This window comes from uncultured Maricaulis sp., assembly GCF_947259345.1.
GTDB lineage: Bacteria > Pseudomonadota > Alphaproteobacteria > Caulobacterales > Maricaulaceae > Maricaulis.
Genome location: NZ_CAMYLS010000019.1, coordinates 54,893 through 68,014 on the forward strand (window position 1 = coordinate 54,893; position 13,122 = coordinate 68,014).

Consider the following 13,122-nt stretch of genomic DNA (forward strand, 5'->3'; position numbering starts at 1 on the left):
TTGACCCCCGGCGCGACGTCACCAGAACTGGCATCGCCGCCGCCCGCCATACCAAGTGCGGACGAGCTGATAGCGCGTATTCGACGCTATTTTCCCAAGGTCGATGCCGACTTTGTTCGGCGTGCCTATGACTTTGCGGAAGAAGCGCACCGGCCGCAGCGCCGCCAGTCGGGTGAACCCTATTTCGCACATGTCGCCCAGGTCGCGATGATCCTGGCCGAGCTGCGCATGGATGTGGCGACGGTTTGTACTGGCCTGCTCCATGACACGGTCGAAGACACGCCCGCCACGTTGGAAGACCTCACGAGCGCCTTCTCCGAGGAGGTCGCGGGCCTGGTCGATGGTGTCACCAAGCTCGGCCAGATGGAATTGCGCTCCAAGCGCACCAAACAGGCTGAAAATCTTCAAAAGCTGGTGGTCGCCATCTCGGCCGATGTCCGCGTCCTGATCGTCAAGCTGTGCGACCGCCTGCACAATATGCGCACGCTCGACGCCATCTCGCGCCAGGACAAGCGCGAGCGGATCGCGCTCGAGACTTTGGAAATCTACGCGCCGCTGGCCCGCCGGATCGGGATCAACCGGGTCTGTGTCGAGCTGGAAGACCTGGCCTTCGAGCATCTCAATTCCGCCGCCCATGAATCGATCAATACCCGCCTGAAACGGCTCCGCGAGCAGCACGCCCAGGAAGTCTCCTCGGTCTCTGCGGCGATGACCGACAGTCTCGCCCAAGCCGGTATTGATGGCCGGATATTCGGTCGCGAGAAGCGGCCCTATTCGATCTGGCGCAAGCTGGAGCGCAAGGGGCTGACTTTCGAGGAAATCGCCGACATCTATGCCTTCCGCCTGATCGTCAACACGCCGGATGATTGCTATCGGGCGCTGGGCGTCATTCACCAGGCCTGGCGCTGTGTGCCGGAACGCTTTCGCGATTTCATTTCCCTGCCCAAGCCGAATAATTATCGCTCCCTGCACACCACGGTGATGGGACCGAAGAATGTGCGGGTCGAGCTGCAAATCCGCACTGAAGAGATGGAATCGGTCGCCGAGAGCGGCGTGGCGGCGCATTGGCGTTACAAGAATTCAACCTACACCTATGATCCGGCCGCGGCCGAGGCCGCCGGTGGCGATCCGCTGGAACGCCTGCGTCCTTTCGTGGAAATCCTCAATCAGGGCGGCGATCCGGAAGAATTCCTCGAGCATGCCAAGCTCGAGATGTTTGCTGACCAGGTTTACTGCTTCACGCCCAAGGGCGATCTTATCTCCCTGCCGGTCGGAGCAACGCCGCTGGACTTTGCCTATGCCGTCCATACCGAGCTCGGCCACACCACGGTGGCGGCCAAGATCAATGGTCGGGAGCGACCGCTGCGGACCCGTCTGCATAATGGTGATGTCGTCGCCATCGTGAAGGGCGGGGTGCGTCAGCCGCCGGCGGGCTGGGAGAATCTCGCCGTGACCGGTCGGGCGCGGGCTGCGATCCGCCGCCTGATCCGCGAAAGCGAGCGCGACGAATTCCACCGTATTGGCAAGATCATGGCCGAGCACGCCTTCCGCCGCGAGGGTCGGACCCTGATCGAGGATGATCTCAAGGACGCTCTGTCGCGGTTGGAGGTCAAGGATATCCACGAGATGTATGAGACGCTCGGACGCGGCCGGATCACGTCGGGTGACCTGCTCAATGCGGCTTTCCCGGGGCGGCTCGACGAGCGCGAGGACACCACCAGCCGCGACTTGATCCAGGACTCAAAGGCGCGTCTCTATGTGCGGGGCCGAGGTTTGACCCAGGGCGTGACCCTGCACTTCGCCGAATGCTGCTCACCTTTGCCCGGCGACCGGATTATCGGCCTCCTGCGCAAGGACAAGGGCATCGAGATCCACACCATTGATTGCGAACGCCTGGCCCAATTCGAGGAAGGGTCGATGGATGACTGGCTCGATCTCGCCTGGACGGCAGAGGCCGAGGGCAATGCCGTCTCGATCGCCCGCATCAATGCCGTCATGCACAATGAGCCTGGCGCTCTGGCCGAAATCGCCATGACCGTATCGGAAAATCGCGGCAATATCGCCAGCGTGACCACCCGAAACCGGGCCGCCGACTTCTTCGACATGGAATTTGATGTCGAAGTGTTCGATACCCGCCATCTGGCAAATATTCTGGCCGCTGTGCGCATGTGCGAGACTGTTGTCTCCGCCGAACGGGCGCGCGCGGAAGTCGAGGAGATCAAGGAAGAATGACCCGCGAAGAAGTCCTGGCCGAGTTTCGTGCCGCCGGTGCCCTGCTCGAGGGCCATTTCATCCTCTCCTCCGGCCTGCGCAGCGCCGTCTTTCTGCAGAAGGCGCGTGTCTTCTCCGAGCCGGAACGAACCGAGCGCCTGTGCAAGGCCCTGGCCGAAAAAGTGCGCGCCGAGCTGGGCGACGCCCCGACGGTGATCGTCTCGCCGGCGGTCGGCGGGATTGTGCCGGGCTATGAGATGGCCCGTCAGATGGGCCTCAAGGGCCTTTATGTCGAGCGCGAGAATGGCGAGTTCACCCTGCGTCGCGGCTTCGAGCTGACCAGTGACGACAAGGTCCTCGTGGTCGAGGACATCGTTTCGACCGGCCTGTCTTCGCGTGAATGCATCGAGGCCATCAACAAGACCGGCGCCACGGTGATTGCCGAGGCTTGCCTGGTGGACCGCTCGGGCGGTGAGGCTGATGTCGGCGTGCCGCTGATCGCGCTGACCGAATACAAGGTGCCGGCCTATCCGGCCGACCAGCTGCCGCCGGAACTGGAAGCCATCCCGGCCATCAAGCCCGGGAGCCGCGGCCTGGCATGAGTATTCGTCTCGGCGTCAATATCGACCATGTGGCGACGATCCGGAATGCACGCGGGGGCGAGCATCCTGATCCGGTGCGCGCCGCGCGCCAGGCCTCCGAGGCCGGTGCCGACGGGATTACCGCGCATCTGCGCGAAGACCGTCGCCATATCACCGATACCGATATCGACCGGCTGATGGCCGAGATCGATCTGCCGCTCAATCTGGAAATGGCGGCCACGCCGGAAATGCTGGACATCGCCCTGCGCCACAAGCCGCACGCGGTCTGCCTTGTCCCGGAAAAGCGTGAGGAACGCACCACCGAGGGCGGTCTTGATGTCGCCGCCGGCCACAATGTGATCGCGCCCTATGTTCGCCAGCTCCGCGAAGGCGGCAGCCGCGTCTCGCTCTTCATCGAGCCCGACCCGGTCCAGATCGCCGTCGCCGAAGCCATGGGGGCTGCCGTGGTGGAGCTCCACACCGGCGCCTATTGCGAGGCTTTCCTCGCAGGCGACACGGCCAAGGTCGAGCATCACCTCAAACGTCTGCAGGCGGCATCCACGATTGCCCATGAGCGCGGTCTGGAAGTCCATGCCGGTCACGGGCTGACCTATGACACCGTCAAACCCATCGCCGCCATCCCGGAAGTGATCGAACTCAATATCGGCCATTTCCTGATCGGCGAAGCCATCTTCCGCGGCCTGCGCGAGGCGGTGGGAACGATGCGCGGGCTGATTGAGGAAGCGCGGGCGGGCTCATGATCATCGGCCTTGGATCCGACCTGATGGATATCCGGCGTATCGAGAAGTCGATCGAGCGTTTTGGTGATCGCTTCATCCAGCGTGTCTTCACCGAGATCGAGCAGGCCAAGTCCGACAAGCGGCGGATGCGGGCGGCGAGCTATGCCAAGCGCTTTGCGGCCAAGGAGGCCGGTGCCAAGGCGCTCGGCACCGGGATTGCGCGCGGAGTTTCCTGGAAGGAGATCGGCGTGGTGAATCTGCCGGGCGGCAAACCGACGCTGGAGTTCAAGGGCCGAGCCCTGGAGCGCGCCCTGGCACTGACCCCGCACGGGCATGAGCCTTTTGCCCATATCACCATCACCGATGACCATCCCTGGGCCCAGGCCTTTGTCGTGCTGGAAGCCCGGCCGCTGGGTCATCATTTTGACGGGCTCGCCCATGGCTGACCCGATCGCCCAGCTGGAGCAGCGCATCGGCTATGTTTTCACCGACAAGAGCCTGATCGAGCGCGCCCTGACCCATGGCAGTTTCGCCGAAGGGCGCCGGACCATTCCGACCTATGAGCGCCTGGAGTTTCTCGGCGACCGCGTGCTGGGCCTGATGACGGCGGAAGCCCTGTTCAAGGCCTTCGACAAGGCCGATGAAGGCGCGCTGGCGCCGCGGCTCAATTCCATGGTGCGCAAGGAAACCTGCGCCGATGTCGCCCGCGAGGTCGATCTCGGCGCCGCCCTGCGGATTGGCAAATCCGAGGAAAAAGGCGGCGGTCGAAACAAGAATTCCATCCTTGGCGATGCTTGCGAGTCCCTGATGGCAGCGATTTATCTCGATGGTGGACGGGCGGCCGTGCAGGTCTTTTTCGATCATCACTGGGGCCCGCGGATCGACGCGCTCAAGACCAAGCCGGCCGATGCCAAGTCGGCGCTGCAGGAATGGGCCGCGCGCGTCGGCTTCGGCGCGCCACGCTATACGCTCACCGAACGCTCCGGACCGGATCACAAGCCGGTCTTTACCGTGGAAGTCACACTTTCATCTCTCACGCCCGCTGTGGGCGAGGGCGGTTCCAAGCAGGCGGCCGAACGGGCCGCCGCGGAAGCGCTCCTGAAACGCGAAGGACAGCATGTCTGACACTCCCCAACGCTGCGGTTTTGCCGCGGTCATCGGTTCGCCCAATGCCGGCAAGTCCACCCTTGTGAACGCGCTGGTCGGCGAGAAGGTCACCATCGTCACCCACAAGGTGCAGACGACGCGTTTCGCCGTGCGCGGCGTGGCGCTGGCCGGCCAGACCCAGATCGTCCTCGTCGACACGCCCGGCGTTTTTGCGCCCAAGACGCGGCTCGACAAGTCGATGGTCGCGGCGGCCTGGTCCGGCGCCGGTGAGGCCGATGCTATCATGCATGTCGTCGATGCCGGTGCCCGCGCCCGCATGGTTCATGGCGGTTCCAAGAGCGGTGACAGCCGCATGGTCGAGGATGATGACCGCGTCACCGAGGGCCTGAAGAAGACCGAGCAGAAGGCCATCCTTGTCCTCAACAAGGTCGATCTCATGCCGCGCGACCAGCTTCTGGCGATCTCGCAAGAGCTCTACGAGACCGGGGTTTATTCCGAGGTCTTCATGATCTCGGCCAAGACCGGGTCGGGCGTGCCGCAGCTGCGCGAGTTCATCGCCGGCCTGATGCCGGAAGGCGTCTGGCACTACCCCGCAGACCAGGTCGCCGATCTGCCGGCCCGCATCCTCGCTGCCGAAATCACGCGCGAGAAAGTCTATCTGCGCCTGCACGAGGAATTGCCCTACGCCTCCATGGTCGAGACCGAGGTGTGGAAGAAGCTGCGCGATGGTTCGCTGCGCATCGAGCAATCCATCATCGTCGAGCGCGAAACCCAGAAACCCATCGTGCTGGGCAAGGGCGGCAGCGCCGTTAAGGCGATCGGAGAAGCCTCCCGCAAGGAGCTGGAGACCGTGCTGGGCTGCAAGGTTCACCTCTTCCTCAATGTGAAGGTCGACGCCAAATGGATGGCCCGTCGCTCGCACTACAAGGATGTGGGTCTGGATTTTGACGTCTAGGGACGGTTCTGGCCTCTCCCTATTTCGGCGAGCCAGTCGGCCTGACGATCTGCGTACCCGCACCGCGCGGCCCGGCAATCGAAGCCTGGTACGAATCTTCGGACGGCCAGGTGAGCAGGCTTCGCTGATACCCGTCCGGCGTTTGGAACAGGCCACTCAATGAGCTGAGATATTGGGGTTCAGGTCGAGCGATTCCGCCTGTGAGGGCGTCGATCCAGTTGGCTGTCTCGTAGTAACCATCGAGATCAGCGTCATTGCCGTAAACCAGGCAGCCCGGTATATTCATCAGGCTGGTGCAGTCCTCCGGGGTATGCGCGCTCAGCGATTCATCCAGCAGGCGCTCGGTCTCGTTTTGAAGATGGTTCATCTCATTTCTGAGTTGCGGAATGGCGCTTTGGGTCAGGGAGTGCTGCACCTGTGTCCATGTGCGCAGGCCTCTGAGTGTTTCTTCCGCATTTGCCAGCGCGCCGTCACCGAGCATTTCCAGGTCAAGGCCCACGCCAACAAATGACATTTGCTGCAAGGCCGCCATGACCTCCCGCGGCATATTGGGAGAGGCTGAGGACGGGCTTGTCGGGCTTGGCTGAAAGCCTTGCTCGAGCACGTCCTGAACGCTGCCGGACGACCAGATCAAGTCGGAAAGGTCCACATTGCCGCGGGTCAATGGCGGATCGGAAGCCTGAGCCTGCGCCCATGCCTGCACCACCCGGTCAGTGCCTTCAAGGAATCGGATCGAGCCCTGCAACTGCTCGATATAGGTCGTGTAGAGATCTTGCCACAAATAGGCATCGGTCTGGTCATGGGGCGGAGAATTGACCATCATCTCAACGCCGAGCGGAGCGTTCAGTCGGGTCAGATAATAGTATTGGCCGCGCCTTGCCTCGATCAGGTCGACCCCCAGATCGGCCCCGTCCCGCAAGGTCTGGGTGCGCTCGCTGGCGAGTTGTTGCATGCAGACCAGTTGAGCCGCGTAATACCCCCGCACCTGATCGACGTCAGAGGAGAACTCTCCAGCGAGCTCGGTGAGCGCGTCGGACGTCATTGTGGGATTGATGGATTGCCGCAGATTGACGATCTCGAAGTTCGGTACGGGCGTCATGCACGGCCCGGCCCCTCCGAGATCCAGCTCAACTGTCTCGATCTCGATCGGTTCACGAACCCGCACATAATAGTCGCTGACCGTCGGACCGCGCGTCCAAAGACTGGTTTCGTAGGCGGGACGGAGCGTCACGGCGTAGTCATCGCCGGCATCCCAGTCATATTCTGAGACATCCAATACGACCTGGGTATCGCTCCAGCTGATGACAGTCTCCAGGGGGCGAGCGCGACCGATTCCGGTCGGTTTTGCCATAACCAGGCCCGGCTGATCGCCAAAATCCTGGCCATTCAGGATCAGCTGATCGTCGTCAATCGAGAGGAGGGCGACGATGTTCTGGTCGCGCAGTTCAGGCTCATCCACCAGGGTGATGACGGGGACCCGAGCACACCAATTGGCAACGGCCGCCTGATCCGTGAAGCGGGGGCGGTGGCCCGGCCGTGCCGGGTTTGATGGCACATATCCCTGATCGAGCCAGTAGGGATTGTCCGGGTCATCGATCTGGTCTGACTCCACACCGACATCTCGGATCTGGCAGATCGAGCGCACGGGGCTGGATTGAAACAAGCGCTCTTGCGTGTTGGGGCCGCCATAGCCGGGGTGCGTCCCCTGATACATCCGCCCCGCAATGTCTTCGCATAATTGGCGATTGCGGGTTGTCGGCTCGGCACGCAGGTCCTGCAGCACGTCACGATTCTCGCACCAGTAATCGGATTGTGCGCCGGTGAATGCGCCGTATAGGGTCTCGATATCCCGGCCGCGCACATCTGTTTCAGGCAGGGTCGCGACGGTTCCGCCAGCACCCTCGGTGACCAGTCCGACCGGTTCGACATAGCTGGGCAAACCATAGGAACCGCCTTCCTGGAAGTCCCAGATCGTATTGGGATTGGCCAGATTTTCGAAGCCGAAGAGACTCGCGACGCTGTGGGCGAATGAAATCATCTCGCCGCGCGCGACCTGCGTGCCTTCGGGCTCATCGCGGCCATAAAGCCAAAGCCGGGCCGCATAGGCGACCAGTTCTGCCCGGTCGCCGACAACCTGGGTGGCACTGGAGAACTGATATTCGGCAAGGGTCGGGCTATCCCCGGGAACAGTGAAGTCCACCGCCGCAATCAAGGCGATTGATCGTTCGGGGTTGGGGCCCAGCAGACCGGTCATCATCGACTCATTGGTCGCCCACATATTCCAGCAATCATCCCTGTCGATGACAGCAAAGTCCGGCGCGGAAGCGGAGAGCGGGGCCTGATAAATGCCAAAGCCTCCCGCATCATTCGGGCCCAGCGCACGGATGACCTCGGACCAGCCCGCGCCCGCGCATTGTCTCAGGCCCGCCAGCTGGGTCGGGACATGAAGCGCCTGATCGGCAGCGTCAGAGTAATAGCTGCTCAGGCTGAAATTATTGTCCAAGGCGTCCTGGAAGCGTTCATCCCCGATTGCGGGGGTGGCTGGTCCGGCGCCGTCCGCCCGAACATGGCGATATTCCATCGGGATGGCGACATTGTCCGGCCCGGGCACAGGAGACGACATCGGGTCGGCCCGGGTCAGGAGAATTTGCATCCAGCGATGTTGATTGATCAGGGATTCCGAGCCGTGGATGAGCCCGGCAAGGCCGCCGATCAGGATGTGCTGAGGCAGGCTGACCGGCATCTGCTGTGGGTCGGGCGCGTCCCAGCGCTCCCACATATGGCCGATCGCCCACCGGTCCTGAAGGAAATGCTGGGCGTAGCCTTCATAGGCAAGCGCCAGCAATTCGGCCTCTTTCAATTCGTCCGCATAGAGTTCGCGTTCGGGCTCCGTCATCGCATCGCGCATCTCGCGGGCGCGACCGGCGAGGGCAAGCGCATTGCGGTGATGATGCGCGTACATCTCGGTCGCCTGCGATCCGAAATGGACCGAGTTCAGGCCTCCCAGCCAGCCGAAAAACTCATGGCAGCGCCACGTATAGGCGGAATCCCTAAAAGCTGGACAAGTCGTATTCTTGTTGAGCCAGTCATACATCGCATAGCTATAATCTGGTAGGCCGGCAAAATGCCCCGGTGGTGGGATGCGGCGTTCTTCGACATCGGTGTCCGGGTCATCTCCCGCACGGGCCGTCTCGGCCATTTCATCGGCCCGGAAATGACTGGCGTTCAGATCGACGACATCCAGGGTCGCGCTGCCACCGCGTCCGAACAGCCGACGCAAATCGCCTGAAGGGTCGAGATAATCAAAGGTGTCGTCGCTGACATGGCTGTGTTCAGGCAGGCTGGCAGATGGTGCCTCCTGATAGATCGACATCCAGGGGTCGCCGGTGATGACGCGGGTATCCCAGGCCGTCAGCGCCAGTCCGACGGCGACCGGGACGGTCAGGGCGGCAAGCTTGCGGTTCATGGCTGACCCTCCTGCGGGCGACACGGACTTCCTGCGCTCAGGAATACGGCATCAAAGGCGGCCAGCTCGTCGGCCAGCCCGGACAAGCGGTCAAATTCATCCTTGCAGGACTGGTCGAACGGCGCGTCCGCGACACAGGCGGTGATCGTATCGCCGCCATCCGCGCAGGCGATAACGTCGCCCAGGGCATGGCCCCACCGGACAATCGCGTCATTGCGTTCCGGGTCGTAATGCACCTCGATCCCCGGTTCTCCATGGCCGCCGGAGATGGACCCGGCATGCACGCAGGTCGACGACCCGCCGCAGGGCGGGCGTGATTCCGTGGCAGCGAGGGTGTCCACCGTCACGCCTTGAGGGGCGGCCGGCGTCTCGGTCTCGGGGCGGTCAGGAGATTTGTCAGGCGCCGGCTGCGTCGCCGGTTCAGCGGCTGATTGCGGCTCTGCGACCTGTGAGATGTCAGGCTGGGTCTCGATCACCGGGGGCGCAATGGGGTCCGTCGTTTCGAGCTCGGCCGAGTCATCACCCCCGCTGCAAGCCGTCAGGACAACCGCCATTAATCCGGCGAGCCCGAACCGCATTCTACCCGATGCCGCCATCTGCATTTCCCCATTTGAGGACCAAACACTAGCAGCAGGGGGGCGCCATACAAGCCAGAGGCGAGGGTGGGGCGACGCCAATGAATTTAACGCGCTTGCAGAGCGGGTGTCGCGCTGCTTAGACTTGCTGGATAGCTGACGGCTGCCGTGGGCCAGGTCTTGGCCTGTCGCGAACATCCTGACGACTGACCTCGATCAAAGACACGGAAAAAACCCATGCCCTACTTGCCTGTTCGGGAAGCGCTCAAGACCGCGGCTTCTGTACTTGTTGCCTTGATAATCACCACGTCGGTTGCCGCTCAGCGTGCAGATCCGAAAGCGCCTTTGGATGAATTTTTGAGCGCTCAGGTGCTCGAAGCACTGATCCTCGCGGGCCCGGACCATCCCATCGACCTGGAAGGTTCAGATTATGTCGGTGTGCTCGATGCGCAGGGCCTGTCACACAACTTGCCGGGTGTCCTGGCGAGTCTTTTCGGTTCACTGCCGACGGCCAATGAGGATGTCGGCGGTCCCAACCACGCGGAATTGATGGATAGCTGTGTGAGCGCCTCCGAGGCGTGCACGCTGAGCGTCCTCTATGTGGACATGTTCGATGGCGAGAGATCCGAGTCGGCGGTCATCCTGACATTCGAGCTCATTGACGGCCGTCTGGCGCCGACCGTACCGGTGCGGCTTGATCTCGCGGGTTAGATTTTCACGCGATCATGCCAGTTTTTTGCCGGTCGGGGTGGAGCGCCAATGGATCGTTTCGCGTGTATTCCGGCATTTGCTGGATGCTGCTTGGTGACGAGTCACCTACAACCACTCCATGGAATGGCGTGATCAGGGTATAGTGCTGGCGGTTCGGCCGCATGGCGAGACGTCGGCAATCGTCGAGGTTTTGACGGCGGAGCAGGGGCGTCATGCCGGGCTGGTGCGCGGAGCGCGTTCGCGCTCCATGCGGCCGATCCTGCAGCCGGGCAATCAGATCAATGTCAATTGGCGCGCCCGCCTGTCGGAACATCTCGGCATGTTCCAGATCGAGGCGGATGACCTCACCGCCGGCATGGTGATGGAGGATCGCACTGCGCTGGCCGCTCTCAATTCCGCGTGTGCGGTTGCCGTGATGTGCTTGCCCGAACGCGAAGCCCATCCGCGCGTCCACCAGGGCTTCCAGCTGCTTCTGGGCGCCTTCGACAACCCCGATATCTGGCCGGCACTCTATGTGCGTTGGGAGGCAGGCCTGTTGTCAGACCTGGGCTATGGGCTCGACATGTCGGCTTGCGCGGTGACGGGCGTGACCGAGGACCTCACCCATATCTCGCCGCGCACCGGCCGTGCCGTCTGCCGCGAGGAAGCCGCCCCCTACGCCCCCAAGCTCCTCGAACTCCCGCCCTTCATGGCCGGCTCGGGCAAGATCGCCGAGGGCGATATCGCACGTGGCCTCGCCCTGACCGGCTATTTCCTGGAACGCCGCGTGTTATGGCCGATCGACAAGCAATTGCCCGAGGCGCGGGGAAGGTTGATGGCGGAGCTGGAGCGGGTGGGGCGGCTTTAGCGCTTTCTGCGTGACCACTGAATGCCACCACCGGCGACAATGAGCACAAGCAAAATCACCACCCACCAGAAATCAGACCAAAGCGTTTCCATGGAATAATCCTCCGTCAGATGCGTGAGAGGATCACCAACCGCGCTTGTTTCGACTAGGGGGACGCGTCGGTCGCCCGTCCCTTACTCCCCCACAGCTAATCCAGCGTCCGGCGCCTTCCTTGCTCGCCAGCCCTGAATTTACTGACCCAGACACGAATCAGCCAAGTGGGTTTCATGGGCGATCATTTTGATGCCGGCAGCGGGCATAGCATCGAGGAGAGATCCAAGGAGGCGTTGCCGCGGCGATACTTCGCCTCTGCGCGCTCGACGATCTGCCCGTTCCGTGCTCCTGAAACCGGTCAGGCATTGATGAATTCGGCTCCAGTCGACGCGCTCAATCCGAACGCGGCGCGGGAGCTGTCATGCCGCCCTCGACCCGCAGGGCAAGCGCTTCGGCGCGTCCCGTTTCATACCCCAGGAAGTCGATCAGATAGTCCTCGCTGTCGGCAAAGCGGAAGGTGCCCGGCATGATCGGCAAGAGCTCCGTCGGATCGCGATCATCGCGCTGATACATCAGGCGCTCGCCTTCCAGCCAGACGCGGCGGGGACCGTACTGTCCGACAAAGGCCATGAGTGCGTGTGTGTCGGGGGTCCAGGGCGAGAAGCGGGCCGACAGGGGCGCCAGGAGCCAATCCGCTATCATCGCGGCATTGCCGTCATCGGACGTCTCGACGATGCGCTGATAGATTTCGAAAAGCCCGCGGTCCATGGCGTCGTCCGCGTCGATCTCGATATCCGGTACGACGCCGGTCCCGTCCCAGTTCGTCCCGGTGAACGGGCTGATGGAGGTCGCCGTCGGGATAAAGATGGAATAGCCCGTCGAGGCGAGGAAGAAGTCGCCGGGATTGCCGCCGCCCGCTGTGACGTCCCCGACAATGACGGCCCGACCCATGGCCTGAAGGTGATAGGCCAGCGCCTCGGCGGCTGACAGCGTGTCCGGGCTGACGAGGATGTAGAGTGGTACTTCAGGCCGGTGGCCGGCCGGGTGACGGGGCAGGGTGCGCATGTCCATGACCTCGCCGACGCGGGTCCGGAATGTGTTGTAGTGCAATGCCTCGCCTTCAGGCAGGAAGTGGCTGAGCAGGTATTGCACCATGTCCGGTGCGCCGCCGCCGTTTTCGCGCAGGTCGATGATCACCGAATCCGTGTGGGCGATGAAGTCGAGCGCGGCATGCGCGGTCGGCTCGGCGACCTCGATCGGCGCGAAGCCCGTCAGGTTGAGATAGCCGATATTGCCGTCGAGCACGCTGACATCCGCGAAGGCGAAATTGCGTCGGCGCAGGGATGCCCATCTGTCGGGGTCCGGTTCGGCTTCAGTCTCGGCGCTGGCCACGTCCGCCTGCGCCCACTCGGCGCGCGTCCTGGCAATCTCCTCAACGCCGCGCCATTGAATGTCAAAATGTCGATCGAGTGCCTGCAGGCGTTCGGTCAGCACAGCTGCGAGCTCGCCGCCATGACCGATTTCGCCTGCTTCGCGGGTCTCGGCGAAGCTCAGGAGAGTATCCTGGATCCGTGCGCCTGCCTCGGCGTCATAATACTGGTCCGCAATCAGGCGTCCCAGTTCGTCGATGGCGGCTGTACGCTGTGCGCTGTCGATCATGTCGTCCTGCGCCAAGGCGGCTGTGCCGAGACATGCCGCAGCGATTATTGAAATCACGGTTTTCATTCTGCCCTCCAAGCCTTGGCAGCCTGAATTACCGCGCGCCCTATCACCGCAATATGGGCACTAGCTGACGGTTGGGTCACGAAGCAGATCTGATCGGGCAGTGCTCGGGATCTGGTGCCGGAGTGCGGGACCTTCCCCACAGCTAATCCTGCGTCCGGACCCTGCCTTGCC

At 62.8% G+C, this 13,122-nt stretch carries 11 protein-coding genes; 8 read left to right on the forward strand and 3 right to left on the reverse strand.

All coding sequences use genetic code 11. The features are described from left to right. The 6 genes from Q0X62_RS08630 to era are packed head-to-tail and all read left to right on the forward strand — an operon-like array spanning position 1 to position 5,594. Positions 1–2,232, forward strand: a complete 2,232-nt coding sequence (locus Q0X62_RS08630; RefSeq protein WP_297734151.1) for a bifunctional (p)ppGpp synthetase/guanosine-3',5'-bis(diphosphate) 3'-pyrophosphohydrolase — start codon at positions 1–3, stop codon at positions 2,230–2,232. Continuing rightward, positions 2,229–2,813 carry an orotate phosphoribosyltransferase gene (gene pyrE / locus Q0X62_RS08635; protein ID WP_297734154.1) on the forward strand — a complete coding sequence of 195 codons (585 nt, stop codon included), beginning with the start codon at positions 2,229–2,231 and terminating at the stop codon, positions 2,811–2,813. The genes Q0X62_RS08630 and pyrE overlap by 4 nt, the downstream gene beginning before the upstream one ends. Continuing rightward, entirely contained in the window at positions 2,810–3,553 is a 744-nt protein-coding gene (locus tag Q0X62_RS08640) for a pyridoxine 5'-phosphate synthase (RefSeq protein ID WP_297734157.1), read from the forward strand. Before pyrE ends, Q0X62_RS08640 begins: the two co-directional genes overlap by 4 nt. After that, positions 3,550–3,978 (forward strand): holo-ACP synthase, encoded by a 429-nt coding sequence (gene acpS / locus Q0X62_RS08645; RefSeq protein ID WP_297734160.1) that lies wholly within the window; start codon positions 3,550–3,552, stop codon positions 3,976–3,978. The genes Q0X62_RS08640 and acpS overlap by 4 nt, the downstream gene beginning before the upstream one ends. Next, positions 3,971–4,657 carry a ribonuclease III gene (gene rnc / locus Q0X62_RS08650; RefSeq protein ID WP_297734163.1) on the forward strand — a complete coding sequence of 229 codons (687 nt, stop codon included), beginning with the start codon at positions 3,971–3,973 and terminating at the stop codon, positions 4,655–4,657. The genes acpS and rnc overlap by 8 nt, the downstream gene beginning before the upstream one ends. After that, positions 4,650–5,594, forward strand: a complete 945-nt coding sequence (gene era / locus Q0X62_RS08655) for a GTPase Era (protein ID WP_297734166.1) — start codon at positions 4,650–4,652, stop codon at positions 5,592–5,594. The genes rnc and era overlap by 8 nt, the downstream gene beginning before the upstream one ends. A 19-nt stretch (positions 5,595–5,613) precedes the next feature. On the opposite strand, the gene Q0X62_RS08660 is transcribed toward era, so the two are convergent. Further along, complete coding sequence (locus tag Q0X62_RS08660) at positions 5,614–9,060, reverse strand: hypothetical protein (protein ID WP_297734169.1); 3,447 nt, start codon at positions 9,058–9,060, stop codon at positions 5,614–5,616. Continuing rightward, entirely contained in the window at positions 9,057–9,614 is a 558-nt protein-coding gene (locus Q0X62_RS08665) for a hypothetical protein (RefSeq protein ID WP_297734172.1), read from the reverse strand. The genes Q0X62_RS08660 and Q0X62_RS08665 overlap by 4 nt, the downstream gene beginning before the upstream one ends. 258 nt (positions 9,615–9,872) lie before the next feature. Between Q0X62_RS08665 and Q0X62_RS08670 the strand changes: the two genes are divergently transcribed. Then, on the forward strand, positions 9,873–10,346 hold the full coding sequence (locus Q0X62_RS08670; RefSeq protein WP_297734175.1) for a hypothetical protein: 474 nt from the start codon (positions 9,873–9,875) through the stop codon (positions 10,344–10,346). A gap of 118 nt (positions 10,347–10,464) precedes the next feature. Next, positions 10,465–11,193 carry a DNA repair protein RecO gene (gene recO, locus Q0X62_RS08675; protein WP_297734178.1) on the forward strand — a complete coding sequence of 243 codons (729 nt, stop codon included), beginning with the start codon at positions 10,465–10,467 and terminating at the stop codon, positions 11,191–11,193. Positions 11,194–11,619: 426 nt separating this feature from the next. Here the strand turns inward: recO and Q0X62_RS08680 are convergent, their stop codons facing one another. Beyond that, positions 11,620–12,951 (reverse strand): S41 family peptidase, encoded by a 1,332-nt coding sequence (locus tag Q0X62_RS08680; RefSeq protein ID WP_297734180.1) that lies wholly within the window; start codon positions 12,949–12,951, stop codon positions 11,620–11,622. Positions 12,952–13,122: the final 171 nt, after the last annotated feature.